Annotated in this window: 27 protein-coding genes and 3 tRNA genes; 18 read left to right on the top strand and 12 right to left on the bottom strand. The window is 64.0% G+C overall.

Annotation, left to right across the window (positions count from 1 at the left end):
* Positions 1-16 precede the first annotated feature (16 nt).
* Positions 17-367, bottom strand: coding sequence for a phasin family protein (locus PG899_RS01885; RefSeq protein ID WP_190284236.1), 351 nt, complete (start codon positions 365-367; stop codon positions 17-19).
* Between the two features lie 318 nt (positions 368-685).
* On the opposite strand from PG899_RS01885, the gene PG899_RS01880 reads away from it, so the two are divergent.
* The 3 genes from PG899_RS01880 to pdxY all read left to right on the top strand — a co-directional run bounded on the left by PG899_RS01880 (position 686) and on the right by pdxY (position 3,412).
* Positions 686-1,249 (top strand): VC2662 family protein, encoded by a 564-nt coding sequence (locus tag PG899_RS01880; RefSeq protein WP_190284237.1) that lies wholly within the window; start codon positions 686-688, stop codon positions 1,247-1,249.
* Positions 1,250-1,327: 78 nt separating this feature from the next.
* Positions 1,328-2,083, top strand: a complete 756-nt coding sequence (locus PG899_RS01875; RefSeq protein WP_158197201.1) for a DUF429 domain-containing protein — start codon at positions 1,328-1,330, stop codon at positions 2,081-2,083.
* A 465-nt stretch (positions 2,084-2,548) separates the two neighbouring features.
* Positions 2,549-3,412, top strand: a complete 864-nt coding sequence (gene pdxY, locus PG899_RS01870) for a pyridoxal kinase PdxY (protein WP_190284238.1) — start codon at positions 2,549-2,551, stop codon at positions 3,410-3,412.
* 177 nt (positions 3,413-3,589) lie between these two features.
* Here the strand turns inward: pdxY and PG899_RS01865 are convergent, their stop codons facing one another.
* The 5 genes from PG899_RS01865 to cyaB all read right to left on the bottom strand — a co-directional run bounded on the left by PG899_RS01865 (position 3,590) and on the right by cyaB (position 7,061).
* Positions 3,590-3,922, bottom strand: coding sequence for an antibiotic biosynthesis monooxygenase family protein (locus PG899_RS01865; RefSeq protein WP_041217451.1), 333 nt, complete (start codon positions 3,920-3,922; stop codon positions 3,590-3,592).
* 116 nt (positions 3,923-4,038) lie between these two features.
* A complete protein-coding gene (locus PG899_RS01860; RefSeq protein WP_016350588.1) occupies positions 4,039-5,157 on the bottom strand; it encodes a glycerol dehydrogenase in 1,119 nt (372 codons plus the stop codon).
* 266 nt (positions 5,158-5,423) lie between these two features.
* The gene (locus PG899_RS01855) at positions 5,424-5,930 is read right to left on the bottom strand and encodes a GNAT family N-acetyltransferase (RefSeq protein WP_041217453.1); all 507 of its coding nucleotides are present in this window, start codon (positions 5,928-5,930) and stop codon (positions 5,424-5,426) included.
* 169 nt (positions 5,931-6,099) lie between these two features.
* A complete protein-coding gene (locus PG899_RS01850) occupies positions 6,100-6,492 on the bottom strand; it encodes an NUDIX hydrolase (protein WP_190284239.1) in 393 nt (130 codons plus the stop codon).
* A complete protein-coding gene (gene cyaB / locus PG899_RS01845; protein WP_190284240.1) occupies positions 6,489-7,061 on the bottom strand; it encodes a class IV adenylate cyclase in 573 nt (190 codons plus the stop codon). The genes PG899_RS01850 and cyaB overlap by 4 nt, the downstream gene beginning before the upstream one ends.
* A gap of 356 nt (positions 7,062-7,417) precedes the next feature.
* Here cyaB and PG899_RS01840 point away from each other — a divergent pair, with 356 nt between their 5' ends.
* The 4 genes from PG899_RS01840 (at position 7,418) to PG899_RS01825 (ending at position 9,739) form a co-directional block, all read left to right on the top strand.
* On the top strand, positions 7,418-8,263 hold the full coding sequence (locus tag PG899_RS01840; RefSeq protein ID WP_190284241.1) for a DUF5718 family protein: 846 nt from the start codon (positions 7,418-7,420) through the stop codon (positions 8,261-8,263).
* Positions 8,264-8,436: 173 nt separating this feature from the next.
* Entirely contained in the window at positions 8,437-8,769 is a 333-nt protein-coding gene (locus tag PG899_RS01835; RefSeq protein ID WP_011706244.1) for a YnfA family protein, read from the top strand.
* A 33-nt stretch (positions 8,770-8,802) separates the two neighbouring features.
* Positions 8,803-9,294, top strand: coding sequence for a GNAT family N-acetyltransferase (locus PG899_RS01830; protein ID WP_103826821.1), 492 nt, complete (start codon positions 8,803-8,805; stop codon positions 9,292-9,294).
* A gap of 7 nt (positions 9,295-9,301) precedes the next feature.
* Positions 9,302-9,739: an acetyltransferase gene (locus PG899_RS01825; RefSeq protein WP_016350593.1), complete on the top strand. Its 438-nt coding sequence runs from the start codon at positions 9,302-9,304 to the stop codon at positions 9,737-9,739.
* A gap of 64 nt (positions 9,740-9,803) precedes the next feature.
* Here the strand turns inward: PG899_RS01825 and PG899_RS01820 are convergent, their stop codons facing one another.
* Together PG899_RS01820 and PG899_RS01815 are read right to left on the bottom strand one after the other, a co-directional pair.
* A complete protein-coding gene (locus PG899_RS01820) occupies positions 9,804-11,189 on the bottom strand; it encodes a DEAD/DEAH box helicase (RefSeq protein WP_139707234.1) in 1,386 nt (461 codons plus the stop codon).
* A gap of 159 nt (positions 11,190-11,348) precedes the next feature.
* Entirely contained in the window at positions 11,349-11,825 is a 477-nt protein-coding gene (locus PG899_RS01815; RefSeq protein WP_190284242.1) for a glutathione peroxidase, read from the bottom strand.
* 287 nt (positions 11,826-12,112) lie between these two features.
* Between PG899_RS01815 and PG899_RS01810 the strand changes: the two genes are divergently transcribed.
* Together PG899_RS01810 and PG899_RS01805 are read left to right on the top strand one after the other, a co-directional pair.
* Positions 12,113-12,721 carry a 2OG-Fe(II) oxygenase gene (locus PG899_RS01810; RefSeq protein ID WP_043163784.1) on the top strand — a complete coding sequence of 203 codons (609 nt, stop codon included), beginning with the start codon at positions 12,113-12,115 and terminating at the stop codon, positions 12,719-12,721.
* Positions 12,722-12,921: 200 nt separating this feature from the next.
* Positions 12,922-13,911: a D-alanine--D-alanine ligase gene (locus PG899_RS01805; protein WP_190284243.1), complete on the top strand. Its 990-nt coding sequence runs from the start codon at positions 12,922-12,924 to the stop codon at positions 13,909-13,911.
* A 78-nt stretch (positions 13,912-13,989) separates the two neighbouring features.
* On the opposite strand, the gene PG899_RS01800 is transcribed toward PG899_RS01805, so the two are convergent.
* Positions 13,990-14,403, bottom strand: a complete 414-nt coding sequence (locus PG899_RS01800; protein ID WP_042067492.1) for a VOC family protein — start codon at positions 14,401-14,403, stop codon at positions 13,990-13,992.
* A gap of 166 nt (positions 14,404-14,569) precedes the next feature.
* Here PG899_RS01800 and PG899_RS01795 point away from each other — a divergent pair, with 166 nt between their 5' ends.
* Both PG899_RS01795 and PG899_RS01790 read left to right on the top strand, forming a co-directional pair.
* Positions 14,570-15,331, top strand: a complete 762-nt coding sequence (locus tag PG899_RS01795; RefSeq protein ID WP_190284244.1) for a tRNA-uridine aminocarboxypropyltransferase — start codon at positions 14,570-14,572, stop codon at positions 15,329-15,331.
* A gap of 207 nt (positions 15,332-15,538) precedes the next feature.
* Entirely contained in the window at positions 15,539-16,318 is a 780-nt protein-coding gene (locus PG899_RS01790) for a TSUP family transporter (protein WP_011706235.1), read from the top strand.
* An 84-nt stretch (positions 16,319-16,402) separates the two neighbouring features.
* Here PG899_RS01790 and PG899_RS01785 read toward each other — a convergent pair whose 3' ends face one another.
* Both PG899_RS01785 and PG899_RS01780 read right to left on the bottom strand, forming a co-directional pair.
* Complete coding sequence (locus PG899_RS01785) at positions 16,403-17,257, bottom strand: LysR family transcriptional regulator (RefSeq protein WP_190284245.1); 855 nt, start codon at positions 17,255-17,257, stop codon at positions 16,403-16,405.
* A 57-nt stretch (positions 17,258-17,314) separates the two neighbouring features.
* Positions 17,315-18,226, bottom strand: a complete 912-nt coding sequence (locus PG899_RS01780; RefSeq protein ID WP_043163776.1) for a DMT family transporter — start codon at positions 18,224-18,226, stop codon at positions 17,315-17,317.
* 167 nt (positions 18,227-18,393) lie between these two features.
* Between PG899_RS01780 and PG899_RS01775 the strand changes: the two genes are divergently transcribed.
* The 4 genes from PG899_RS01775 (at position 18,394) to PG899_RS01760 (ending at position 22,109) form a co-directional block, all read left to right on the top strand.
* Positions 18,394-19,281: a helix-turn-helix domain-containing protein gene (locus tag PG899_RS01775; protein WP_190284246.1), complete on the top strand. Its 888-nt coding sequence runs from the start codon at positions 18,394-18,396 to the stop codon at positions 19,279-19,281.
* 61 nt (positions 19,282-19,342) lie between these two features.
* The gene (locus PG899_RS01770; protein WP_254902163.1) at positions 19,343-19,465 is read left to right on the top strand and encodes a hypothetical protein; all 123 of its coding nucleotides are present in this window, start codon (positions 19,343-19,345) and stop codon (positions 19,463-19,465) included.
* Between the two features lie 77 nt (positions 19,466-19,542).
* Positions 19,543-21,180, top strand: a complete 1,638-nt coding sequence (locus PG899_RS01765; protein ID WP_011706231.1) for an ATP-dependent endonuclease — start codon at positions 19,543-19,545, stop codon at positions 21,178-21,180.
* A gap of 209 nt (positions 21,181-21,389) precedes the next feature.
* Positions 21,390-22,109, top strand: coding sequence for a hypothetical protein (locus PG899_RS01760; protein WP_076360836.1), 720 nt, complete (start codon positions 21,390-21,392; stop codon positions 22,107-22,109).
* An 83-nt stretch (positions 22,110-22,192) separates the two neighbouring features.
* Here the strand turns inward: PG899_RS01760 and glgX are convergent, their stop codons facing one another.
* Positions 22,193-24,256: a glycogen debranching protein GlgX gene (gene glgX, locus PG899_RS01755; RefSeq protein ID WP_190284247.1), complete on the bottom strand. Its 2,064-nt coding sequence runs from the start codon at positions 24,254-24,256 to the stop codon at positions 22,193-22,195.
* A gap of 196 nt (positions 24,257-24,452) precedes the next feature.
* Between glgX and PG899_RS01750 the strand changes: the two genes are divergently transcribed.
* From PG899_RS01750 to PG899_RS01740, 3 genes are all read left to right on the top strand, one after another.
* Positions 24,453-24,529: transfer RNA gene (locus PG899_RS01750), tRNA-Met, on the top strand.
* A gap of 92 nt (positions 24,530-24,621) precedes the next feature.
* Positions 24,622-24,698, top strand: a tRNA-Met gene (locus PG899_RS01745).
* Between the two features lie 96 nt (positions 24,699-24,794).
* Positions 24,795-24,868: transfer RNA gene (locus PG899_RS01740), tRNA-Met, on the top strand.
* Position 24,869: the final 1 nt, after the last annotated feature.

Raw genomic sequence — 24,869 nt, 5'->3', positions numbered from 1 at the left:
GGCAGCCAGGGGGATATCAGGCCTTGCCCGTGCTCTTTTTGATGCCGTCGGCAGCCAGGGCGTCGAGGTCGTCCTTGAACTGCTGACCGAGGGTGTTGAGCTTCTGGATGTCGTCCAGCATCTGACGGGAGAGCTGGCAGGCGGTCTCCAGCTGGACGGTGCCGAGGGCTGCCAGGCTCTGGGCATCCTGCACCTTGCCGGCGGCCTGCAGCTGGTTCAGTCCCAGCTCGGCATAGGCGCTGGCGGACGCCAGCTGCAGCCGGGTCAGCTGTTCGATGTTGCTGGCCAGCAGCTGGTTATAACGGGTGAGGGGGGCGGCAAAGCCTTGCATCTGCTCGGTAAAGGTCTTGATTACGTCCATATTCATCGCGTGTCTCCGTGGTTGGCAGAAGGGTATTGCAAAAGGCCGATGGGCCCATTCTTCGGTTACATCCGTTCGACTACATCCTTAAGTCGTCACGTGTCATTTGCTCTGTTCAAACGCACGTTTAGGCATTGTGTTACCAAATGAGGCTTGATGTAAATAATATAAATGTTAATTTTTGGCGAAATATTGATTCTGGTCTGTCCAGTTTGGCTGGCCCGATTCAGACGAGGGGTGACGCAGCCACGTCCGTCGGGACTCGTTCCCAGGTCGCGGGGCTGATAGGCTGATGCCACTCCCTGAGTCTTGAGGAATGCATCGATGAAACCTGCTCGCCTGCTGCTTGCCCTGGGGGCTGCGGCCCTTGGCGGCGTTGCCCACGCCAGTACCCCTGTCCAGCTCTCCTTGCCCGGCGTCAATCTGCCCGCGTCCCATCAGGTCGAGGGGGCCAGAGCCTCCGTTCTCTATGGGCGCACCGGTCAGGTGAAGGGGATCGATCTGCCGGTCTTCGCCCTCTCCGACGTGGATCAATTCACCGGTCTGCAGCTTGGCATCTTCCTCGGCGCCGGCCGGGTACGCCACCAGTTTGGCGGGGTGGCGATCAACGCGGTCAACTGGCACGAGGGTCAGGACAAGGGCGTCAACCTTGGCTTCGTCAACCTGACCAACAATGTGCAGGGCCTCAACTGGGGTGCCGTCAACATCGCCAAGGGCAACGCCCTGGCCAACGTCGGCTTCGTCAACTATGCCGAGCGCGCCACCTTCCAGCTGGGCTTCATCAACGCCACCAAGCACCTGGACGGTCTGCAGATTGGCCTCGCCAACTACGCCGAGAACGGGGTTTTCCCCATCTTGCCGCTGATCAATTTCAAGAAATCCTTCTAAGCAGCGCCGCCAACCTTGCTTTAGGGGCTCCAGCCATTACCCTGTGCTGCATTGATAGCGTGCAGAGGTGACACTGGCATGACAATGGAACACATGGATGCCATCGGCATCGGCTGGGACGTAAGAGGCTGGCAGGGCAGTGCCCAGGCGGTGGCTGTGGTGGGGTGGCAGGCGCGTGAACAGCGGCTGCACTGGTTTGGGGTATCGCCCCTGTTTCGACTGAGCTCACGGGTTGCGCCGGATCTGGATGCCTTGCTGCGCCCGGCACTGCACGACGAGATCCACCTGCTGCAGGTGCTGGCCTGCCCGCAGCTGGCGCTGGGGATCGACGCGCCGCTGGCGTTTCCTCGCGCCTTGGTCGAGCTGCTGGCGGGGAGGACGACCGAGTGCGCCGTGCCCCAGCGCGAGATAGACAACCCTTATGCCTACCGGGATTGCGAGCGCTGGCTGCACCGGCAATATGGCAAGAAGCCGCTCTCGGCCACCTTCGACAGGCTCGGCAACAACGCGACCCTGGCGCTCGCCATGCTGCCCCGATTGGCCGACTTGCAGCTGGTGCCCAAGCAGCAACCGCAGGCCGATCGCGCCGTGCTGGAGGTCTATCCCGCCCTTGCCAAGGTGGGGGGCAAGGCATCGGCGGTGCGCGCCGAGCTGCTGGTGCATCTGCCAGCCGATGTGACGGCGGGGACCGATCGCTACGACGCCGCCATCTGCGCCCTGATGGCGCTGCAATATGCCGCCAAGGGGAGTGTCTCCCTGTTACCGGCACTGGTGGCGCCGCCCGCAGAGATGGCTTTGGACGAGGGTTGGGTCTACCACTTCACTCGCCCCTGATGAACCGGATCGGGCTGACCAGCCCGATCCGGCCTTTGGCTGTCTGGTGATACCTTCACTTGCACCGATGCCGTTGCCTCCTTCCACTACATTGCCTTGCTGCCTTGCTGCCTTGCTGCCTTGCTGCCTTGCTGCCTTGCTGCCTTGCTGCCTGAGGGCCAGGGCTGCCACAGACACCCGCTTGTTTACTCGCCATCAGATGGCTCTGCGCACCAAAAGCCCATTTATTAATCTCATATGCCATCAAACAAAACCTTTGTATCACTTTATTAGACCACGTCGGCCGTGTTTGCGGTTGCAAGCTGCGGCATGTCAGTAAAGAGGGGGCCGGTGATGGCGATGGCAACCAGCGTCATCGAGAATTTTGCCGACCAAATAAGGGTTTGTGCTGATCAAGGGTGGAAGATCAATATCTTCATCCGATATATTGCGCCTTTCCCCTGACTCTTCTCTGCGGTGATGTCGATGAAACGCATTCTCTCTATCCAGTCCCACGTGGTGTTCGGCTGTGCCGGCAACAGCGCCGCCGTGTTTCCCATGCGCCGTCTCGGTATGGAGGTATGGCCCATCAACACGGTGCAGTTCTCCAACCACACCCAATATGCGGCCGGTTGGCAGGGAATGGCGATGCCCGCAGGGCATATCAGCGCCCTGTGCGAAGGGCTCTCGAACATCGAGGTGCTGGCCCACTGCGACGCCGTGCTGAGCGGTTATCTTGGATCGGCGGAGCAGGGGGACGAGATCCTGGCGGTGGTGGCCGCGGTCAAGGCAGCCAATCCTGCCGCCATCTATTTCTGCGATCCGGTGATGGGCCACCCGGAGAAAGGATGCATCGTCGCCCCTGGGGTGACCCGTTTCTTGACCGAGCAGGCGCTGCCGGTGGCCGACATCATGGCCCCCAATCTGCTGGAGCTGGAGACCCTGTGCGACGTCCATCTGACGGATCTGGCGCAGACGCGGGCCGCCGCCCATCAGCTGCTGGCACGTGGGGTGAAGATGGTGCTGGTCAAGCATCTTGGACGTGCCGCCCGCGAGCCGGGTCGTTTCGAGATGCTGCTGGCCACCCCCGAGGGGGATTATCTGATCGACCGTCCGCTCTACGAGTTTGCCCGCCAGCCGGTGGGCGTGGGGGATCTCATCAGCGCGCTGATGCTGGCCAATCTGCAGGCGGGTTACGATGCCGTCAGCGCGTTCGAGCGCACCAACGCGGCGGTGGATGCGGTACTGCTGCACACCTGGCAGGCCGATGCCTATGAGTTGCAACTGATTGCGGCCCAGGAGGCCTTTGCCGCCCCCCTGATCAAGGCGCGGGCCGAACGGCTGGCCTGATCTTCCCATCATGGGCCAAGTCTGGGCGTAGATGATCCACGTTCTGCTTGGCCCCCTGATCACTCTTCCTCACTTCTCTTAGTTAACAGCCCACCACTGCGCCGCTTATCTGGTTGCACACCGAACGAGGCAATGCCGCTTCAGCCGTCACCTTGGTCCTGGCACAGGGCATCTGGTTCAGATCAGGCCGTTATCCTGTTCCCGCTGCTCTGTCTCATCGAAGGTGACCTGCCGGTAGTGCTCGACCGTGGGGAAGGGATCGTAGAAATGATGGAGCAGGGCCTTCCACTGCTGGTACTGGGGTGAGCCACGAAAGCCTTGGGTGTGATCTTCGAGGCGCTGCCAGTTGACCAGCAGCAGATAGCGGTGGGGATCGGTCAGCGAGCGCTGGAGCTGGTGTCCGCCGTAGCCCGGCATGGTGCTGATGATGCGCTGGGCCTGGGAGAATGCCAGCTCGAAGGCGGCAGCCTGACCGGGGATGACCTGCAGAGGGGCGACTTCCAATATCATGGTGACTCCTTGTCCCAAGGATAAAGGGGCCATTGCAGCAGGTCGGGCAGGGAATGACAAGGCCGGCCGCTGGGGCCGGCCTTGTCGGCGTGATCACGGCTTTGCTGGAGTGCCGATCAGGCGCGTGGGTGACGGGCCCGGTAGCGCTCGGCCATGGCATTGGCCGCGATCATGGCGTGGTAGACATCCTGCTCGCTGACGCTCATCGGCATGTTGCCCATGGTGTCGAGGGGATCGCAGGCAAGCTTGGCCACCTGGCGCCATTCGCTCTCCACGAAACGGCTCAGCCCCATCTCCTGCAGGGTCATGGGCAGGCCGGCCAGCTGGATGATGCGCATCACCTCGTCCAGCTCGGCCTGGGGCGCGCGCTCGAGTACCAGCTGGGTGAGCAGGCCAAACACCACCTTCTCGCCGTGCTGGGCCCGGTGCAGATCCGCCACCACCGACATGCCGTTGTTGACCGCATGGGCAGCCGCCAGGCCGCCCGCTTCGGCGCCCACGCCGCTCAGATAGATGGTGGCCTCGATGGTCTGCTCCAGCGCCGGGGTGGTGACATGGTGGCGCACCGCGTCCATCGCCAGCTCGATGTTCTCTCCCAGCAGCTCGTAGCAGAGCCGGGCCAGCCCGAGGCCGGTGCGGGAGGGGCGCTTGCCCACCAGATTGATGCCGTCCGCCCGGTAACAGGCGCGGGCCTCGAAATAGGTGGCGAGCGCATCGCCTACACCGGCGGCAAAGAAGCGGGCGGGAGCCGCCGCTATGATGGCGGTGTCGGCGATCACCACATCCGGGTTCTGGGGCAGGAACAGATAGCGCTCGAATTCGCCCGCCGGGTTGTAGATCACCGCGAGGGCGGTGCAGGGGGCATCGGTGGAGGCGATGGTGGGAAACAGCACCACGGGGCGGCGCAGGTAGAAGGCCACCGCCTTGGCGACATCCAGGGTCTTGCCGCCACCGATGCCGACGATGACGTTGGCTCCCTGTTGCTCGGCCAGATCGCACAGGCGGCGGATCTCGATGTCGGTGCATTCGTAGTTGAACTTCTCGACCGCTCCCTTCAGACCAGCCTGCAGCAGGCCGGCCAGCGCCTCTTCCCGTACTCGCTCCAGAATGAACTCGTCGCTGACGAGCAGGGCGTTGTCGCCGAAATCTTTTACGTGATCATGGAGTTGGGGCAGCAGATCGTGGCCAATGATGAACTTTTTGGGGGAGGTGACGGTACGAGGCAGGATAGGCATGCAGTATTCCTCAAGGCAGTGAGCAGTATCCGTTTGGTATGCAAACGGGTCTTTCTGCCACACCATACGCCTCGTCTAGGGTGAGGTGAAGGAACAATCATATGCAAATGGGGCTATAGCAGACTCAAAATTAATCCAGATACTTTTTTGATTGTTTTTGAAAGCGGGAGGGGTAACGCAACGCGCCCTCCATGGGGAGGGCGCACTGTGGCTACAGAGTAGAGGCGAGCAGTGTAGAGGCGTGCGAAGCGGAGGCGGTGCGTGGCTCAGAGCTGCTTGTAGAAGAAGAGGGTGGCCGCCAGGGTGCCGTCGGCACTGCGGGCAAAGGCGGGGATCTGGCCCGCCTCCTGGTAGCCGAGCTGGCGATAGAGGCGGGAAGCGGCATCGCCCACCCGGGTGTCGAGCACCAGCAGGCTGCGGCCGGCTTCTTTGGCCCCTTGTTCCATGCTGGCCATCAGGGCACGGCCGACCCCCTTGCCACGGTGGAGACTGTGCACCATCAGTTTTTCCACCTCGGCGCGGTGACGGCCATTGGCCTTGGTGCACAGCGAGAGCTGGAGGGCGCCGACCAGCTGGTGTTGCAGGAAAGCGACCCAGAGCCGGCGGCTGCCCGCGGCCAGCTCCGTCTCTATGCCCTGCCAATAGACGAGCCCCTGCTCTTCGGTCAGCGGCGGCAGGAAGCCCACCGAGGCGCCGCTGGCGACGCTGTCTTGCAGCAAAGTGATGAGGGCAGGCTTGATGCCCTGGGTGGTATCAACCTCAACTATGTCCATCAGGAGTCCTTGTCAACGAAGTTCACGCCGTCGGCCCGGTCTGCCGCGGCGCCTGCCGCCAACGGGACCGGCGGCAGGATGACTGGCTAGACTCGCCGTTTCTGCCGCCAGTTTCAAGTCGTTGTCGCTCGCCGGGTGCGCCCGATCACGCCCTCCAGGCGGGTTTCCCTCAGCGGATGAGCTTCTGTTCGACCAGCCAGGCAAACAGCAGCCGGGAAACCGGAGAGATCTCGGCCATATGGCGGCTGTCGAGCCAGCGCAGCTCGGCGATCTCCGCCGAGGCGACGGGAGTGCCGTCAGCCTCGCCGGTGTAGCAGCGCAGCTTGACGTTGACCCCCTGCGGCTTGCCGTCGGCCTGGGCACTGAACTCGCAGGCAAACGCCAGGGTGTCGGGCTTGAGGGCCACGGCCAGCTCCTCCTCTATTTCGCGCATCAGCGCCGCCTCGTCGCTCTCTCCCGCTTCGCGCTTGCCGCCGGGAATGTAGTAGATCTGCTTGCCGTGGGAGCGGGCACAGAGCAGTTGCTGATCCTTGAAGGTCAGCCAGGCGAGTTTGTCGATCATGAATGTCTCTCTGGTGATGGGGTGGTGGCTTGTTCACACAGGGTGCGATAGGAGCGGCTCTCCAGCCGTTCGGGGTTCAGCCCGAGCCGGGCGGCCAGGGACAGCAGTTGCTGGCGATAATCTGGCAGCAAGGATTCGTCATCGGTCATGATGGCCAGTTCGGCAAAATCGCCAAGCCCCGCCAGGTGATCCAGGGTGACGTGAAAGGGGCCGACGAAATAGATGCTGCGCACTTTGCGAAGGGTCAGTATCAGCTGGTAACCCAGGGTGTGCAGCATGCTGATGGCCTTGTCGGCGTCGGTGATGTTGACCGCCTCGCAGCGATCGGGTTCGGGCCCCTTCACGATCCAGAGCTGGATGCCGGAGGGCTGCATGGCGCGGATCAGCAGGCTCTTGCCCACTGCGCTCAGGCTGCGGTCCGGCGTGTCGAAGTAGGTGTCCTGCTCCTGGTTGCGCTCCAGCATCACCTCGGGATTGAGGGCGGCGAGGGCAGTGGTGAAGGCCTCGACATCGCCGAGCTTGTATTTGAACTCGACCTCGAAGCGGCCCTGAAAGTGCTGTGCTGACATCGGCAGGCATCCTTGAGTGTGTGGATTGGCATGGCGGGCAGCCTAGCAAAGTTGGCGGGCGGGCCCAAGGGGCAAGGCGGCAGGATGTGGAAACGATCTGTTTCCGGGGCCCATGGTTGATCAATGCGCCGCCTGTCGCCCTGATCAAGGGCAGGCCCGCACACGGTCGAGTCAGTTGGGGCATGGCGGTTGTTCACAAGCTCGCCGACCGGCTCGCAAAAGTTCGCGCTGGCGCACAGGATGGGGCGTGCAGGCTGGGCGAGGGCAGACCCCTGTGTTTTAATCCTCGCCACGTTTGCGGCAGCCGCCCCGTGCCGGGCCGCTGCCTTCGCTTTGGCAAGAGGCAGGTGAGCAAGATGCAAGTGACAGCAGAGAGCAAGTTTATCGGACTCGGGGTGGCGGGCAATTTCGCCGGTCATCTGGAGCAGGCCGGCGAGGCCTCGGATTTCGTGACGGTGGTGGTGCGCGACACCAGCGCCCCCAAGGCGCTGTTCCCCTTTTACGTGCCGGGCCACCCCGGCCAGCTCGGCGTCTTCCCCTTGAGCGGCGACGCCATCTTCTTGCCGGAAGCGGCGGTGAGCGGCGATGAAAAGGTGCAGATAGAGCCGGAAGTGGCGCTCTGGTGCGAGCTGGAGTACGCGGGGGAGCAGGTGGTGGCCATCCACCCGCGCGCCTTTGGTGCCTACAACGACTGCTCCATCCGCCGTCCCAACGCCAAAAAGATCAGCGAGAAGAAGAACTGGGGTGAAGAGAGCAAGGGGCTGGCCCCCGCGATGCTGCCCCTTTCCCACTTCGCCGCCGGCTGCGAGCTCGATGACTACCGCATCGCCTGCTATCTGGAGCGGGACGGCGAGCTGCACCCCTACGGAGTCGACAGCGCGGCGGTGGATTACAGCTACTTCCACGGCCAGCTGCTGACGTGGGCCATCGACAAGTTCAACCATCAGCAGGACGAGGGGCCGGCCGAGCACATCCAGGGGCTGCTGGCCCAGGCCGGGCGTCCGGCCCATGTCCTCATCAGCATCGGGGCCACCCGCTATACCCCGTTTGGCGAGACCCACTTCCTCAAGCCCGGCGACACCGCCTGCGTGCTGCTCTATCCGGCCAGCCGTTATAGCGAAAGTGATATCCGTGAGGCCATTCGCACCCGTCAGTTCGGGCCGGATCTGTCTGTCCTGCTGCAGGCGGTCAAGACCCGCTGATGACCTGGCCTTCCCCCGTGTGGGCGGGGGAAGGCCGGCTGCGTGTTGCATCCGCTATCCTTCCCCCTCGCGATTATTACTCGGTCCCGCTTACCCGGCTCGGCCATTTGGCTTACCATTGCTCTTTTTGCCGAACACGTTGTTGAACACGTTGTTGAATAATGGGGTAGCCGATGGGCGAGTTGAAAACCATGGGGTTGTTTCTGGTGACGGCGCTGGCCGAGATCCTGGGCTGTTATCTGCCCTATCTCTGGCTGACCCAGGGTCGCAGCGTCTGGCTGCTGCTGCCGGCAGGGTTGAGCCTGATGCTGTTTGCCTGGCTGCTGTCGCTGCACCCGACCGCAGCCGGGCGTGTCTATGCCGCCTATGGCGGCGTCTACATCTTCGTGGCCATCCTCTGGCTCTGGCTGGTGGACGGCATCCGGCCCAGCTTGTGGGATCTGGTGGGGTCGCTGGTGGCCCTGTGCGGCATGGCCATTATCATGTTTGCCCCCCGCGAGGCGTGAAGCCGCATCGCCCGCAGCTCAAGGAGAAGAAGGATGACGCTCATCAGGGCCTGTACTCTGCAGGACATGGCCGGTCTGCTGGCGCTCTATCGGGAATTGCGCCCCCATGACCCTGCACTTGCGCCGGATGCTGCCCGTACGGCGCTGACGGCCTTGCTGGCGCAGCCTCATCTTCACCTGCTGGTGGCGGAGGTGGATGGCCAGCTGGCGGCCACCTGCCAGCTCGGCGTGGTAGCGACCCTGACCAATGGCGGCCGGCCGTTTGGCATGGTGGAGCACGTGGTGACGGCCTCTGCGTTTCGGCGCCGGGGCATCAGCCGACAGTTGCTGACCCATGCCCTCGCGCTCGCCTGGCAGCAGGATTGCTACAAGGTGATGCTGCTGTCGGGGGAGGGGCGCGAGGCGGCCCACCGGCTCTATGCGTCGCTCGGCTTCAAGGCCGGCATCGAGAAGGGGTTTGTCCTCAAGCATGTCGACGCCATGGCGCCGGCCGGGCAGGCTCCAAACAATCAATCTATTGAGTGAGTACGATATGAGACTGGAACAGCCATCGCGCGGGGATTATCAGGCCCTGATCGCACTGTGGGAGGCGTCGGTGCGCGCTACCCACCATTTCTTGCCGGATGAGGAGATCGCCACCCTGCGCGAGCTCATTCTGGAACACTACTTTGACGCCGTGACCCTCACTTGCGCCCGCAACGACCAGGGGATCGCCGGCTTTTGCGGGGTGCACGAGGGCAACATCGAGATGCTGTTCATCGACCCGGCGCTGCGTGGGGGCGGGGTTGGCCGCCTGCTAGTGGCCGATGCCATCGCCCGGCTGGGGGCGACCCGGGTGGACGTCAACGAGCAGAATGAGCAGGCGCTCGGCTTTTATCGCCACCTGGGCTTCGAGGTGGTGGGGCGCTCGCCACTGGACGGGCAGGGCAAACCCTATCCATTGCTGCATATGACACTGGCAGGCCAGTGACACCGGCCCAGTAAAAAACCGCCCTCGGGCGGTTTTTTGTTTATGACGTGAGCAGGAAGGCCTGTTACTCCTCGTTGGAGTTGTCCTGATAGTCGTCGCGCTGGGCCTTGGGCAGGCGGCGCATGGGGGTAAAGCCGATATCCTCGCCCACCACTTCCCGCTTGCGGGCTGGGGCTGGCTTCTTGCCGCCATCGCTCTTCGCCTTGCTCTTGCCTGCGGCGGATTTGCCGTTGCCACCCTTGGCATTGGCGGCGCCACGGGCGCGCGGCGGGTTTTGTACCGGCTTGCTGCCCGGCAGGGTCTGCCGGCTCGGCTTGCCGCTTGGCTCATACCCTTCCAGGATCTCCACCGAGAGGGATTGGCCGATCAGCGCCTCTATCCCCTTGAGCTGGCCCAGCTCGTCCTGGCTCACCAGCGAGATGGCCTCGCCGCCACGGCCGGCGCGGCCGGTGCGGCCGATGCGGTGGATGTAATCCTCCGCCATCTGGGGCAGTTCGAAGTTGATCACGTGGGGCAGCTGATCGATGTCGAGGCCGCGAGCGGCGATGTCGGTCGCCACCAGCACCCGCACCTTGCCTTCCCGAAAATCTGCCAGCGCCCGGTTGCGGGCACCCTGGCTCTTGTCGCCGTGGATGGCGACGGTATCGAGCCCGTCTTTTTGCATCTGCTGGGCCAGGCGATCGGCAATCTGCTTGGTGCGCACGAACACCAGCACCCGCTGCCAGTTGCCGCGGCCGATCATGTGGGAGAGCAGCTCGCGGCGGCGTTCCCGGTCGACCTGGATGATGCGCTGGGCCACCTGCTCGGCGGCGGTGTTGCTGGGATCCACCTCGATCAGGGTGGGGTTGTTGAGCAGATCATCCGCCAGCGCCTTGATCTCGTTTGAGAAGGTGGCGGAGAACAGCAGGGTCTGCCGTTCGGCCGGCAGTGCCTTCATGATGCGGCGAATGTCGACGATGAAGCCCATGTCGAGCATGCGATCCGCTTCGTCCAGCACCAGCACTTCCAGCTCGGACAGGGTCAGCGCCCCCTGGGTCAGCAGATCCAGCAGACGGCCAGGAGTGGCCACCAGGATGTCGATGCCGAGCTTGATGGCGTCCAGGTTGGGCTTGATGCTGACACCGCCGTAGGCGATCAGGGTGCGAAACGGCAGGTGGTGGGCATATTTGATGATGCTCTCACCCACCTGGGCAGCCAGTTCGCGGGTCGGGGTCAGCACCAGGGCCCGCACCTGACGGCGGCCACGGCCATGGTTGGCCAGCAGGCGCTGCAGCATGGGCAGGGTGAAACCGGCCGTTTTGCCTGTGCCTGTCTGGGCGCCGCCGAGCACATCCTGTCCGGCCAGAATGGCGGGGATGGCTTGTTGCTGGATGGGGGTTGGCTGTTCGTAACCCAGCTCCTTGACGGCCCGCAGGATGTGCGGAGACAGACCCAGTTCGTTGAATGACATGTTCGAGAGAGACTCCTCTGGTGAGCCTTGGGCTCAGCGGATGGTGGGTGCGCTGGCACCCGCCACAAGATGGAAATGATAACGGGGGCGTAATATAGCAGATGCGCGCCCTGCACGCAGCAGCCGTGTCGCGTTGTCCGGCCGCCGCGTGCCGCGGCCTCAGAGCAGGGCCAGGATATCGTCTCGCAGGCTCTCGGGTTTGGTGGTGGGGGCAAAGCGGTCAACCACCTTGCCGTCCCGGTCGATCAGAAACTTGGTGAAGTTCCACTTGACGTTCTCCAGCCCCAGCAGGCCCGGTTTCTCCTTCTTGAGCCACGGATAGAAGGGGTGGGCCTGCTCGCCGTTGACCTCGCACTTGGCCATGATGGGGAAGCTGACCGGATAGTCGAGGGAGCAGAAGCGGGCTATCTCCTCTGCATCCCCCGGCTCCTGATGGCCGAACTGATCGCAGGGGAAGCCCAGGATCACCAGCCCGCGTGGGCCTAGTTCGCGATAAAGCGCCTCCAGTCCGGTGTACTGGGGGGTAAAGCCGCAGCGGCTGGCGACGTTGACCACCAGCACGACCTGGCCTTGCAGGGTGGACAAGGGCAGTTCGGTACCGTCAAGGCGTTGCAGGATAAGGTCGGGCAATGACATGAAGCACTCCTGTTGCATGGGGCCCATTCAGGGCGTATCGCTCCACGGTAACGGGCGCGACGGCGCGGAGCAAGCGCCGCTTTCCCCTTTGCCATGAAAGATCTGGCCCGGTCTGAGGCCATTTGAGTGCGCCGGATCACAGGCTGGCGAGGGCGACCAGATAATGGGGGCCTTGTGCGCCCGGATAGCGTATTGATGGTGGGACTTCTGAGGATAAGCAAACCAGTTTGTGTCTTGCCCTGGAAGTCGCTAAAAAGCGCCCTCTCTCCACTTGTTGCGAGTCAATCTTGGACTATCAAGCCGTCATGGACGCCATATACACCCGGGGATGGGTGATAGTGGATGATTTTTTAACCGCCGCCGAGGTGGATGCCCTCAAGGCGTGTCTGCCGGATGCGTGGCGGCCGGCGGGGATCGGTCGCGATGCCCTGCATCAGGACAACCGCGCCATTCGCCGGGATCAGATCCACTGGCTCGAACCCTCCCTGGGGGCACCGGTGGCCGACTATCTGGCCCGCATGGAAGCGCTGCGGCTGGCCGCCAACCGGATGCTGATGCTGGGGCTGTTCGACTACGAGGCCCACTTTGCCCGCTATCGCAGCGGTGACTTCTATGCCACTCATCGCGACGCCTTCGCCGGGCGCTCCAACCGCCGCCTCACCTCGGTGTTCTACCTCAACAACGACTGGCAACCAGAGGCAGGCGGGGTGCTGCGGATGTACGATGACGACGAGCAGTTTTTGATGGATGTCTCGCCCCGGGGCGGGCGGCTGGTGCTGTTTTTATCCGAAGAGTTCCCCCACGAGGTGTTGCCCGCCAACCAAGAGCGCTACAGCATCGCCGGCTGGTTTCGGGTCAACGGCAGTGGCAACGGCCGGCTCGATCCGCCGCGCTGAGCTCTTTTCATCCAATTTCTGACACAGGCGGGAATTTTTATGGCCGTTGTCGGCGGATGGGGCTCCCATCGGCTGACAAGGCTTGATCTCCCTTGCTACACTGGCCCGCACTTATCTTCGTATCTGGCTTCGTCCGGTTTTAATGCGGTTGGGTTTTAAATGGTGATGGCGAAGCCGCTTTTCCCAAGGGATCACATCTAATGAAGAACATGCATGTCTTGCTGCTGTGCGGCGGCGGTGGCTCCGAGCACGAAGTCTCTCTGCGAAGCGCAAATTTTCTCGAGCAACAGCTCGGTCTTTTGCCTGGGGTCGACGTGACCCGGGTCGAGATGTTTGCCGACCGCTGGCTCAGCGCCGACGGCCGCGAATGCAAGCTGGGGCTGGACAAGCTGCTGTCGTTTGACAGCGTGGCCCGTCCGGTGGATTACGTGGTGCCCTGCATCCACGGCTACCCTGGCGAGACCGGCGACCTGCAATCCTTCCTCGAGCTGGCGGGCCTGCCTTATCTGGGCTGCGATGCCGAGGCGAGCAAGATCTGCTTCAACAAGATCAGCACCAAGCTGTGGCTCTCCGCCATCGGCATCCCCAACACCCCTTATCTGTTCCTGACCGAGCAGAACGACGCGGCGCTGAGCGAGGCGAAAGCCGCGCTGGCCAAGTGGGGCAAGGTCTTCATCAAGGCGGCCTCCCAGGGTTCCTCCGTCGGCTGCTACTCCGCCAGCAACGAAGCGGATCTGGTGAAGGGCATTGCCGATGCCTTCGGTTACTCCGAGCAGGTGCTGATCGAAAAAGCGGTCAAGCCGCGCGAGCTGGAAGTGGCGGTGTACCAGTACGGTGACGAGCTGGTGGCGACCTACCCGGGCGAGATCTGCGTGCCGCAGGACAAGTTCTACACCTATGAAGAGAAGTACAGCAGCGCCAGTCACACCGAGACCGCACTGCGCGCCGGGGGGCTGACCCAGGCGCAGGCTGACGCCATTCACGAGTACGCCCTCAAGGCGTTCCGTCAGCTCAAACTGACCCACCTGTCGCGCATCGACTTCTTCCTGACCGAAGAGGGCGAGATCCTGCTGAACGAAATCAACACCTTCCCGGGCATGACCTCCATCTCCATGTTCCCGAAACTGCTGGAGCATCACGGTCACCGCTTCGCCGACTACCTTGAGCAGATCCTGCGCAAGGCGGTCTGAGGTCGGCGCCCGAGCAGGGCGAGCTGAATGATGAAGAGGGGCCTGCGGGCCCCTCTGTCGTTGTTGCGGTGGGCGATGTCACATGGCTTCCGGGGTGAACAGCCAGATGTGCGCCCCTTGTGGATCTGCAATCAGCGCCATGCGCCCGACCCCCGGGATATTCATGGCGGGCACCACCACGCTGCCGCCGTGCTGGTTGACCCTGAGCACCCTGGCATCGACGTCATCCACCGCGATATAGGTTGCCCAGTGGGGTGGTACGCCGGCCATCTCGGGATTGCCCCGGGTAGCCTGCACGCCGGCGATCGGCCTGCCATTGGCAACCAGCATGGGGTAGTCGCCACCCTCCATCGCCATGGTCTGGCTCTCCCAGCCGAGCACCGCGGTGTAGAAACGGATCCCGGCCTCGGCATCGGGCAGATAGAGCTCGTGCCAGGTGAAGGTAGTGCCTTCGGCCAGGGCGTGCTCGCGGGCAATATCTTGTTCTGCCATCGTTGTCCTCCTGTGTCCCATGCGTGGGTGCATGGGTTGACGACCAAGTATAGAGAGGCGTGGCCTCCCGGCTTGCCCCGGATGGGGGGCCTTGCTGCGCGGCGGACGGCTCGTTACAATCTGCCCCCTTTTTGTCCTGCCACAGGCATCGCCAGAGCCGCGTTCCATGAAGCCAATTCCCGATCACGCCGTCAATCGCCTGCGCATCTGGCGCAAGAGCGTCTCGACCCGACCCTTTCTCGCCCGTGGCGGCAGCGTGCCGCGCTGCGAAGCCTGCCAGCTGCGCCACGACTGGTGTGCCTGCGAGTGGCGCCCCGAGCTCAAGGCCGAGGCCGGCTTCTGCCTGCTGATGTACGACAGCGAGCCGATGAAGCCGTCCAACACCGGCCGCCTCATCGCTGATGTGCTGCCGGATACAACCTGGGCGTTTCTCTGGTCGCGCACCAAGCCCCATCCCGAGCTGCTGGCCCTGCTGGCGGATCCCGTCTGGCAGCCCTATGTAGTGTTTCCCGCCTGCGAGAAGGAGCCGGCCCGGCTCACCTCGGTGGTGACCCCGATTTCTGGCAAGAAGCCGCTGTTCATCCTGCTGGACGGCACCTGGCCCGAGGCGCGCAAGATGTTCAACAAGAGCCCCTATCTGGACGGCTTTCCGGTGCTCTCCATCAAGCCCGATGCGCTCTCCACCTATGGTATGCGGGTAGCGCACTGCGACGAGCATCTGTGCACCGCCGAAGTGGCGGCCTGCGTGCTGGAGGTGGCCGGCGAGCTGGCGGCGGGGCAGGCACTGCAGCTCTGGTTCAATCTTTTCAGCAGCCGTTACATGGCGGGCCGGGTCAGCCGGGCCCCCGGCGAGGATGAAGCTCAGCTGCAGCAGGCGCTGGCCGACATCAAGGGCAATGAGGCGACCTGCGCGCCCGATGCCGCCTGAGCAGGGGGGTGAGGGGGGCGGCATGCTTGCCTGCCGCTTCACAGGGATGATTCATTGATGAAAATCAGGAATCAATTGCCTGCCACTGTTTCGTTAGCTTCATGAGCCAAGCCCCATTAGGATAGCGACCAGCGTTGTTCATCAGGCTCATGGCGAGCCTGCGCTGTGCCGGCCCTTGCCGGCCCCGTCAATGTTGTGAGGCTATGGATGGAATTGGAACTGTTTACCCTGCTTGCCCTGTTCGGCGTGGCCCTGGTGGCCGGCTTTATCGATGCCATTGCCGGTGGGGGCGGCCTGCTGACGGTGCCCGCCCTGCTCGCCACCGGCATGCCGCCGGCGCTGGTGCTTGGCACCAATAAGCTGCAGAGCAGTTTCGGCTCCTTCTCCGCCACCTGGTTCTATGCCCGCAAGGGGCTGCTGGAGTGGCACATCATCTGGCCAGCGGTGATCTGCACCTTCATCGGCGCGGCGCTTGGCACCCTGGCGGTGCAGACCATCGACGCCGCCATCCTGGAGCGGTTGCTGCCCTTCCTGCTGATGGCCTTCGCCTGTTACTTCTTCTTCTCTCCCCGGGTGAGCGATGCCGAGAGCTCCCGCCGCCTCGCTCCCATGGCGTTCGCCCTGCTGGTGGGCGGCGGGGTGGGTTTTTATGACGGCTTCTTCGGGCCGGGCACGGGATCGTTTTTTGCCATCGGTTTCGTGGCGCTGGCGGGCTTTGGCATGGCGCGGGCCACCGCCCACACCAAGCTGCTCAACTTCACCTCCAACATCGCCTCGCTGCTGTTTTTCGCGCTGGGGGGCAAGGTGGTGTGGAGCGTCGGCTTCTGCATGGCGCTGGGCCAGTTCATCGGCGCCCGTTTCGGTTCCAAAATGGTGCTCAAGCAAGGGGTCAAGCTGATCAAGCCGCTGCTGGTGACCGTCTCCTTGCTGATGTCCGCCAAGCTGGTGTGGAGCCAGTACCCCGAGCTGTTTGCCTGGCTGGGGTAAGCGCTTTTCGCTGACACCGGCAGTCACGGCTGTCAACACAAGGGGGCCCGATCCGCAAGATCGGGCCCCCTTGTGTTGTGGCGCTCAGCCAGCCAGCGGCTGGAAGTGGGCTTGCAGGGCCAGCACCAGCTGGGCGATGCGCGCACGCTTGAGGCTGTTTGGCCGATAGACCAGGTGCAGCGGGCGGGCGAGCCCGGCGAGGGGGCGAGCCTGGGTCCCCTGTGCACCGACCAGTGCCAGCAGGCCGGCCGGCAGCAGCACCGGGCCGATGCCGGCCTTGGCCAGCTCGATCAGCGCCAGGTAGGAGTCAAGCTCCATGGCGGGGGTAAGGCCAAGGGCCGCCAGCGGTTCGCGCAGGTAGCGATTGGAGGGGTTGTCCAGGTCCATGGTGAGGATCTGGCGCAGCCCTTGATCGGCGTTTTCCCCCTCGCGCTGATCGCCCTCCACTAGATAGAAGGGCTCCTCCAGCAGCAGCCTGGCCTCCAGGCCATGGCCCGGTGGCAGGCGTCCGGCGCAGATGCCGAGCAGGGCATCGCCGCTGCGCACTCGAGCCAGAATGACCGGGGTATGGTGGGTGGAGAGGGCGAGGTGGGGATCTTGTCGCAGGTAGTCGTGCATGAAGCGGGCGAGGTAGCCCGCCAGCAGGGTCTCGGAGCAGGCGACGGGCAGGGGAGTCAGGTCGGTGAGGGTCTGGCTGTCGGCCAGCACCCCCTTCATCTCGGCGAGGCTGGGAGCGACCCGGGCCAGCAGCTCTTGTGCCTGGGGGGTGAGCCTTATCTGGCGCCCGTCCGGCTCGACCAGCTTCTTGCCGAGGCGCTGTTCAAGCTGGGCGATGCGCTTGCTCACCGCCGACTGGCTGATATAGAGCCGGCTGGCCACCTTGGCCATGGTGCCTTCGCTGGCCAGCAGGCAGAGTGTCTCCAGCCCTTCCAGTAACATATCGCCTCCCGTCATCTGCGTAGGAAGGCGTTACCTTAGGGGCTGACGGGGTTGGGATCAAGCATCCTTCGCTGCCCTGACGGGGCGCAGGCGCCACTCCCGCAGGGGCGGTGCGAAGATCACCAGGTTGCCAAGCAGGCTGATCATGACCCCCACCACCGACACCGGCTGCCAGATGAACCCCTCGTAGAAGGTAGAGAGCGTCAGCGCCACCAGGGGGAACAGCACGGTGGCGTAGGAGGCCTTGCTGGCGCCGATCCGCCCCACCAGGGTGAGATAAGCCGTGAAGGCGATGACAGAGCCGAACAGGGCGAGATAGACCATGGCTGCCAGGTAGTGACCATCGGTCGGGATCACCAGCTGCTGGCCGAGCAGGGTGACCCAGCCCAGCAGCAACACCACCCCGTAGACCATGCCCCAGGGCACCAACTGCAGCACATGGTAGCCCTGGCGCTGGCCGCGGGCCGAGACCAGGTTGCCGAGCGAGAAGCAGAGGGTACCGCCGCAGGCGAGCAGCAGCCCCTTCCAGCCGTTTGCACCCAGTTGCGCATCCGCCAGCACCGGCCAGAACAGCAAGAGGGTGCCAAGGAGCCCCAACAGCGACCCCTGCAGCCAGCGCAGGCCGGGTCTTTTCCCCTCGAACAGCCAGAGGTTGAGACCGTTGAAGATACTGGCACTGGCGAAGATCACCGCCGACAGGCCGCTCGGAATGTAGAGGGTGGCGTGGTAGAAGCAGAGAAAATTGGTGGAAAAGAGCAGGCCGCCGAGCAGGGCGGCATAACGCTGGCCCGCCCAGGGCAGGCGCGGGAAACGGCCGCTGGCGGTGAGCAGGGCAAACAGCGCCAGCGCCGCCAGGGCGAAGCGATAGAGCACCGAGACCTCGATGGGAATGGGGCCAAGCTGCCAGGCGATGGCGATCCAGGTGCTGCCCCAGATAAGGACGGTGGCAAGATAGAGCATCAGATTCATGGGATATCCGGTGAGATGACAACGACATGGGATCAGCATGCAGCGGGCGATGACGGCGGGCTTACACCATCTTGCGGTTTTTTGCGGGTAGCCGCAGCCTTTGCCGCCGCGCCGCGTTAAGATGGCGCACAAGGGCCATCAGGCAAGCAACAAGAGGAATGGAGCGGGTGCTGCAGACTAAGCCGGCGGGAGTATTCGATGCACTGGTCAGCACGGGCGCGCGCCTTGAGAACGCTTGCTGGCTGGAACCCGGCCTTGGCGTCGCCAGCTGGCGCAACTGTTACGATCAGACCCGCTACCACAAGCCGGGCCACCATACCCTGAGCGTCTACCTGCAGGGGGGCGAGCAGACCGAGCGGCTGGACGGCCCGGGCGGCCACGGCGGCACCGGCAAGGTGTGCATCATGCCGGATCACCACAGATCCGAGTGGCTGGTGCGCGAGGAGTTTCGCTTCTTCCACCTCTACTTCACCCCGGCCCACCTGACCCGCATCGCCGAAGAGGTGTGCGACAAGGAGGGGCGCCATCTGCTGCTGGAGGACAAGACCTTCATCGACGATCCCAAGGCCGCCACCCTGGTGCAGGGCCAGCTGATGCAGCTGGACTGGCAGCACCAGGTGGATCGGATGGCGCTCTCCCACGGCGCCTGGATGCTGATGCTGCACGCCTATCGCCACCACACCCGGGAGGCGCCGCCCCTGCCCGAGGTGCGTGGCGGGCTGGCGCCAGGGGTGATCCGGCGGGTGCAGGAGTACCTGCTGGCCCATCTGGCGGAGCCTGTCACCCTGGCCGAGCTGGCGCAGGAGGCGGGCCTGAGCGAATACCACTTCGCCCGCATGTTCGGCCAGAGCCTCGGCTGCCCGCCCCACCGCTACCTGCTGGGGCTGCGGCTCAAGCGGGCCAAGCAGCTGCTGGCCGGCGCCGACTCCCTGGCCAGCATCGCCATCCAGTGCGGCTTCTCGTCCCAGGCCCACCTTGGCAACCGCTTCCGGGAGGCGTTTGGCCTGACGCCAGGGCAGTGGCGCAGCCAGCTGTCATCCTCCTGTCACAGATAGGCGGCAGATTGGTTGGCAACGAGGAGGAGCCTCGTCCCTTCAACCTGCACAGGAGTTGCCCTTGAATCATCGCAAACGTCAGACCCGTACCCGCCACCTCTGGTTCAGCCACTGGAATGCCCCCCAGGGCCGCCTTGGCATGCCGACCCCGCCCGAACCGCTCGTTCCTCACAGTTCCCGCTGAAAATCGCCACGACCCGATAGGATTTTCCCGACAACTTTGCCACTATTGCGCCATCAGGATGGACTGGATATGGCCGCATGTTTCTGGAACGCATTGAAGTCAAAGGTTTTCGCGGAATAAATCGCCTCTCGCTCGGGCTGGACAACACCACAGTGCTCATCGGCGAAAACGCCTGGGGCAAGTCCAGCCTGCTGCGCGCCCTCTGGTGTCTTTTGGGCCAGGATGCCGAGCCCTATCAGTTCAGCAGCGATGACTTTCACCAGCCCGAAGATCCCGAACTCGAGCCAGCCCGCCACCTGCAACTGGTGCTCACCTTCAGCGAGCACAGACCCCAGATGTGCCTGCACTCCCGCCGGTTGGCCCGGCTTGGCGCGGCCTGGGTCAAGCACAAGGACAAGTTTCACCGCATTCACTACCGCGCCAGCGCCGAACTGCAGAGCGACGGCACTGTCACTACCACCCACGACTTTCTCGACGGCATCGGCAAGAGCCTGCCCATCGACGATGCCCATGAGCTGGTCTGCCTGCTCATCACCATGAACCCGGTGTTTCGGCTGCGGGATGCCCGCACCGCCCGCAACGGGGTGGAGACCCTGCAGTGGGGGGATCTCTCCGAGCACCGGTTGAGCGAGCTGGCCGACAAGCTGATCGACGAGCCCCAGCGCATCGGCGAGCCAGAGCTCAAGGAGGCGCTGCAGGCGGTGCGCCAGCTGATGGATCACTACTTCAATGCGCTGGCCCCCATCAAGAACAAGCCGCGCAGCCAGCGGGAGATCGTCAATCGCCCCATGACCCTGCGCAACCCCGGCAATCTGCAGGCGCTGCTGCGCAATGCCGACAACCGGGCGCTGCAGCTGGCGATGGCGGGCATGGCGGCCACCCTGCTGCAGGCACGGGGCAACCGGGAGCTGGAGCAGGGGGCGCGCCCCATCATGATCCTGGAAGACCCGGAGAGCCGCCTGCACCCCACCATGCTGGCGCTGGCCTGGGGGCTGCTGGAACAGCTGCCGGGGCAGAAGCTGCTCACCACCAATTCGGGGGACCTGCTCTCCTCGCTGCCCCTCAACCAGATCCGCCGGCTGGTGCGCCGCCAGCAGGACATCGTCTGCCATCAGCTGGGGGGCGAGCGCTACAGCAGCGACGATCTGCGCAAGATAGCCTTCCACGTGCGCATCAACCGCCCCATGTCGATGTTTGCCCGCTGCTGGCTGCTGGTGGAGGGTGAGACCGAAATCTGGCTGCTCTCCGAGCTTGCCCAGATCTGCGGCTACAGCCTGCGGGCAGAGGGGGTGCGGATCATCGAGTTCGCCCAGTGCGGCCAGTCACCGCTTATCAAGGTGGCGCGGGATTTTGGCATCGAGTGGCATCTGCTCACCGACGGCGACGAGGCGGGGGTCAAGTACGCCACCTCGGCCCGCTCCCTGCTCAAGGGCGAGCGGGAGCGGGATCGCTTGACCCAGTTGCCGGCGGCGGACATAGAGCACTATCTCTATCACAACGGCTTCGAGGCGGTGTTCCGGCGTGAAGCCGGCGTGGGGGGGCGCTCGACTCTCAACGCCGGGCGCATCATCAACAAGGCGATTCACCATCGCAGCAAGCCGGGCATGGCGCTGGCGGTGGTGGAGGAGGCGGAGCGACTCGGTGGTGAGCACATCCCGCCGGTACTGCGCCAGATGTTCGCCCGGGTGGTGGCGCTGGCCCGCGGCCAGGGCTGACCGCTGCCGGCCTTGGTCGCAGCGGATGGCGAGGGTCTTGAACTCGTGGCAGGCAAGGCGGCCGGCGCCCGTTGCCGATGCCTGATTGCCAGTGGTCAATGACGGCCGTGCTCCTGGCAGGGATTGGGGATGGCGGCGGCTTTGGGTATACTCGGCCCCTTCATCCGGCGCCCATCGGCGCGTTCTGAATCCTTGCTGCTGGAGGCGTCATGTTCGTCCAACTCCCTTTTTGGCTCTTTCCCCTGACCGGCCTGATGGCGCTGGGGGCCCTCATCGCGCTGGGCCTGGTGCTCTGGCGCGGTGATCTCTGCCCGGGCCAGCGCTCGCGGATCACCACCCAGCTCTTCTCGGTCTGGGTGATCACCGGCCTCTCCCTGATGCTGGCGGTGGAGGCCAAGGCGGCCGACTGGCTGATCTGGAGCGGTGCTGCCGCCCTGATCCTGGGGGTGGTGCTGTCGCTGGCCCAATCCAGGCTGGAGGGCAAGCGCGCCATTCCCGCCACGCTGTTCTGGCTGCCAGCCATGCCGCTGCTGGTCTATGGCATCGGCTTGCTGCAGATCCAGGGCTGGCTTGGCGGCCTGCTGCAGATGGTGCTGCTGGGGGCGGCCTTCGCCCATTTGATGCTGCTGCGGGCCCGTCACCGCCTGCAGGCGTTCAATACCCTGTTGCCGCTGGCCGGGCTGGTGGCCGCCATCCTGAGTCTGCTCTGGCTGGCGGTGCTGGTGGGCTGGCAGGGAAGCAGTGCCGGCCTCGATGCGCTGATCCCCGCTGTACTGACCCAGGCTGCCCTGCTGATCGCGGCCTTGCTGCTCTGGTTCAGCCCGCTCTATCGCCAGCAGGAGACGGCCCCGGTGGTGGTCTCCACCGCCCTGTGCGGTCTCATCATCGCCCAGCTTGCGGCGACCAGCGTGCTACACCAGCTGGCCTGACAGACTGGCGTCATGAAAAAGCCCACCCCGGCTGCCCGGGGTGGGCTTTTTGCTGGCCGTGTGCGGCCCCTGGTTTGCGACCCCTAGTAAAAGTCGTCGGCACCGCAGATGAAGAGGCAACTGCTGCGCGGTTGGGCCAGGTACTCCCGGGTCAGCCCCTCCAGCGGCATACCGAAGGTGCTGATGTCCTCGGGCGAGGGCAGGGCGGTATCCAGGATCCGGCGCCAGTAGCCACCGACCCCCTTGGGGGGGCTTGGCAGATTGAAGGTGAGCGGCTCCCAGTAGGCGTTGAACAGCACGTAGAGGGCCAGCCGGGTTTCGCTCGACAGGGCTGACATGGCGATGGCGTGGGAGTGGGGGCTGAAGTCTGGCTGGGCGGCGTTGACCCCGTGCCAGCAGATCTCGCTGTGGCGCAGGATCTCGGTCAGCGACAGCGGCATGCTCTCCTGCTCCGGGCGCTGGAACAGGTGCTTGCGATACTGGATCAGCTCCTTCATGAAGCGGAACATCTCCTGGCCCATGGCGTCGGGCTGCCACTGCATCCAGCAGGTGTCGTTGTCCTGGCAGTAGCCGTTGTTGTTGCCGTGCTGGGTGCGCAGCACCTCGTCCCCCATCAGCAGCATGGGGGAGCCCACCGAGAGCAGGGTGGCCACCATCATGTTCTTGGCTTGCCGCAGCCGCAGGGCGTTGATCTGGGGATCCTCGCTCGGCCCCTCCTCACCATGATTCCAGCTGAAGTTGTGATCGCAGCCGTCCCGGTTCTGCTCGCCATTGGCGTCGTTGTGCTTGCCGTTGTAGCTGGCCCAGTCCCACAGGGTGAAGCCGTCGTGGCAGGTGACGAAGTTGATGCTCTTCTCCGGATCGGCGTGATGGTAGTGGTAGATGTCCGGGCTGCCGCACAGCCGCTCCACGAAGGGCATAACCGCATTGTCATCCCCGCGCAGAAAGCGGCGCACGTCGTCCCTGAACTGGCCGTTCCACTCGCGCCAGCGGGCGCCAGCCAGGCTGCCCACCTGATAGAGGCCCCCCGCATCCCAGGCCTCGGCAATGAGCTTGATGTCGGCGATGCGAGGATCGGTATCGATGGTGCGCAGGGTCGGCGCATTGGCCTGGGGCTGGCCCGACTCGTCCCGCGACAAAATGGCCGCCAGGTCGAAACGAAAGCCGTCCACGTGCATCTCCTGGCGCCAGAAGTGGAGGCTGTCCATGATCATGCGCAGCACCACCGGGTGGGCACCGTTGAAGGTGTTGCCGCAGCCCGAATAGTTGGTGTCCTTCTGATTGGCGTCGAGGATGTAGTAGGCCTCGTTGTCGATGCCGCGAAACGAGAAGGTGGGGCCATCGTCGCCCCCCTCGGCGGTGTGGTTGTAGACCACGTCCAGGATCACCTCGATGTTGGCCCGGTGCAGCGCCTTGACCATGTCGCGAAACTCGGTGAGGGGATCCTCGCCGCTGGCGTACTGGGCGTGGGGGGCAAAGAACGACATGGGGCTGTAACCCCAGTAGTTGGAGAGCCCCCTGGGGGAGTCCTGGGGATCGAACTGGAATACCGGCAGCAGCTCGACCGCGGTGACGCCGAGGGATTGCAGATAGGGGATCTTCTCGATGAGACCGAGGTAGGTGCCGCGCAGGGCGGGGTCGACCCCTGAACTCGGCGACTTGGTAAAGCCCCTCAGATGCAGCTCGTAGATCACCGAGCGGGAGAGGGAGTGGGCGGGCAGCTTGTCCCCCTCCCAGTCGTAGTGGCGGGTGTCCACCACCCGGTTCTTGGCACACTCCGCCAGGTTGCTGCCGGGGCGGGCCGCCGCCCAGCGATCGTAGTTGGCACCCAGCTCGATGCTGCGGCCATAAGGGTCCAGCAGCACCTTGTCCGCATCGAAGCGGGTGCCGTAGTAGGGGCGCCAGGGGCCCTGGATGCGATAGGCATAGCGTTGACCGAGCTCGATGCCCTCTATATGGATGTGCCAGTAGTAGGCAGTGCGATTGAGACGGGGTGACAAAGGGATCACCTCAGGGGTGGTATCGTCGGCACTGGCGAACAGCAGCAGTTCGACCCGGCTGGCGAGGCGAGCCCAGATGGCGAAGTTGACGCCGTCGTGCTCGGGTGTGGCCCCCAATTGACGGCAATGACCGGCGGAGATGCGCATGATAAACCTACCCAAAACGAGGAGTTACAAACCATCTGAGTGTAGTGCGCCAAGCTGGCCCCAAACCTGCTTGTCTGAAAAATCGGCGCTCTGTTGCAAATTCCTGCGATTTGTGCCGGTTTAATCTTCGAATGAAGTTTTTTTAGGATATTTACTTGCAATCTGAGCGCCGGCGCCTATTATTGGCGACCTCAGACGCGGGGTGGAGCAGCCCGGTAGCTCGTCGGGCTCATAACCCGAAGGTCGTCAGTTCAAATCTGGCCCCCGCAACCATCTGAGTTCTTGTATCAGGCTTGCCTTGCAATAGTTTGATAAACAAGAGAATTCGAACAGGCTACTGCTCAGCCTGGACGAAAAAATACGGACGCGGGGTGGAGCAGCTCGGTAGCTCGTCGGGCTCATAACCCGAAGGTCGTCGGTTCAAATCCGGCCCCCGCAACCAACTATTTGTATCCATGGCAAGCGCAGTGCGCGGCGGTGGAGACGAAGACAGCAAGGGGCATCTGCTCTGTCTCTTGTGGTGGCAGTACAATTCGGACGCGGGGTGGAGCAGCTCGGTAGCTCGTCGGGCTCATAACCCGAAGGTCGTCGGTTCAAATCCGGCCCCCGCAAC

Source organism: Aeromonas sp. QDB39, from assembly GCF_027707585.1.
GTDB classification, from domain to species: Bacteria; Pseudomonadota; Gammaproteobacteria; order Enterobacterales; family Aeromonadaceae; genus Aeromonas; species Aeromonas hydrophila.
Note: the sequence above shows the minus strand (reverse complement) of the source record. Positions and strands in the feature narration are given on the sequence as shown.

What these genes read in the sequence shown, in the direction of transcription:
- PG899_RS01830 (WP_103826821.1), top strand. Translation starts at nt 8,803, where the DNA reads ATGACGCTCATCAGGGCCTGTACTCTGCAGGACATGGCCGGTCTGCTG.
- PG899_RS01885 (WP_190284236.1), bottom strand. Translation starts at nt 367, where the DNA reads ATGAATATGGACGTAATCAAGACCTTTACCGAGCAGATGCAAGGCTTT.
- PG899_RS01785 (WP_190284245.1), bottom strand. Translation starts at nt 17,257, where the DNA reads ATGTTACTGGAAGGGCTGGAGACACTCTGCCTGCTGGCCAGCGAAGGC.
- PG899_RS01860 (WP_016350588.1), bottom strand. Translation starts at nt 5,157, where the DNA reads ATGCCTATCCTGCCTCGTACCGTCACCTCCCCCAAAAAGTTCATCATT.
- PG899_RS01840 (WP_190284241.1), top strand. Translation starts at nt 7,418, where the DNA reads ATGCAAGTGACAGCAGAGAGCAAGTTTATCGGACTCGGGGTGGCGGGC.
- glgX (WP_190284247.1), bottom strand. Translation starts at nt 24,256, where the DNA reads ATGCGCATCTCCGCCGGTCATTGCCGTCAATTGGGGGCCACACCCGAG.
- PG899_RS01820 (WP_139707234.1), bottom strand. Translation starts at nt 11,189, where the DNA reads ATGTCATTCAACGAACTGGGTCTGTCTCCGCACATCCTGCGGGCCGTC.
- PG899_RS01795 (WP_190284244.1), top strand. Translation starts at nt 14,570, where the DNA reads ATGAAGCCAATTCCCGATCACGCCGTCAATCGCCTGCGCATCTGGCGC.
- PG899_RS01805 (WP_190284243.1), top strand. Translation starts at nt 12,922, where the DNA reads ATGAAGAACATGCATGTCTTGCTGCTGTGCGGCGGCGGTGGCTCCGAG.
- PG899_RS01825 (WP_016350593.1), top strand. Translation starts at nt 9,302, where the DNA reads ATGAGACTGGAACAGCCATCGCGCGGGGATTATCAGGCCCTGATCGCA.
- PG899_RS01780 (WP_043163776.1), bottom strand. Translation starts at nt 18,226, where the DNA reads ATGAATCTGATGCTCTATCTTGCCACCGTCCTTATCTGGGGCAGCACC.
- PG899_RS01800 (WP_042067492.1), bottom strand. Translation starts at nt 14,403, where the DNA reads ATGGCAGAACAAGATATTGCCCGCGAGCACGCCCTGGCCGAAGGCACT.
- cyaB (WP_190284240.1), bottom strand. Translation starts at nt 7,061, where the DNA reads ATGTCAGCACAGCACTTTCAGGGCCGCTTCGAGGTCGAGTTCAAATAC.
- PG899_RS01875 (WP_158197201.1), top strand. Translation starts at nt 1,328, where the DNA reads ATGACAATGGAACACATGGATGCCATCGGCATCGGCTGGGACGTAAGA.
- PG899_RS01835 (WP_011706244.1), top strand. Translation starts at nt 8,437, where the DNA reads ATGGGCGAGTTGAAAACCATGGGGTTGTTTCTGGTGACGGCGCTGGCC.
- PG899_RS01855 (WP_041217453.1), bottom strand. Translation starts at nt 5,930, where the DNA reads ATGGACATAGTTGAGGTTGATACCACCCAGGGCATCAAGCCTGCCCTC.
- PG899_RS01865 (WP_041217451.1), bottom strand. Translation starts at nt 3,922, where the DNA reads ATGATATTGGAAGTCGCCCCTCTGCAGGTCATCCCCGGTCAGGCTGCC.
- PG899_RS01815 (WP_190284242.1), bottom strand. Translation starts at nt 11,825, where the DNA reads ATGTCATTGCCCGACCTTATCCTGCAACGCCTTGACGGTACCGAACTG.
- PG899_RS01850 (WP_190284239.1), bottom strand. Translation starts at nt 6,492, where the DNA reads ATGATCGACAAACTCGCCTGGCTGACCTTCAAGGATCAGCAACTGCTC.
- PG899_RS01765 (WP_011706231.1), top strand. Translation starts at nt 19,543, where the DNA reads ATGTTTCTGGAACGCATTGAAGTCAAAGGTTTTCGCGGAATAAATCGC.
- pdxY (WP_190284238.1), top strand. Translation starts at nt 2,549, where the DNA reads ATGAAACGCATTCTCTCTATCCAGTCCCACGTGGTGTTCGGCTGTGCC.
- PG899_RS01790 (WP_011706235.1), top strand. Translation starts at nt 15,539, where the DNA reads ATGGAATTGGAACTGTTTACCCTGCTTGCCCTGTTCGGCGTGGCCCTG.
- PG899_RS01880 (WP_190284237.1), top strand. Translation starts at nt 686, where the DNA reads ATGAAACCTGCTCGCCTGCTGCTTGCCCTGGGGGCTGCGGCCCTTGGC.
- PG899_RS01760 (WP_076360836.1), top strand. Translation starts at nt 21,390, where the DNA reads ATGTTCGTCCAACTCCCTTTTTGGCTCTTTCCCCTGACCGGCCTGATG.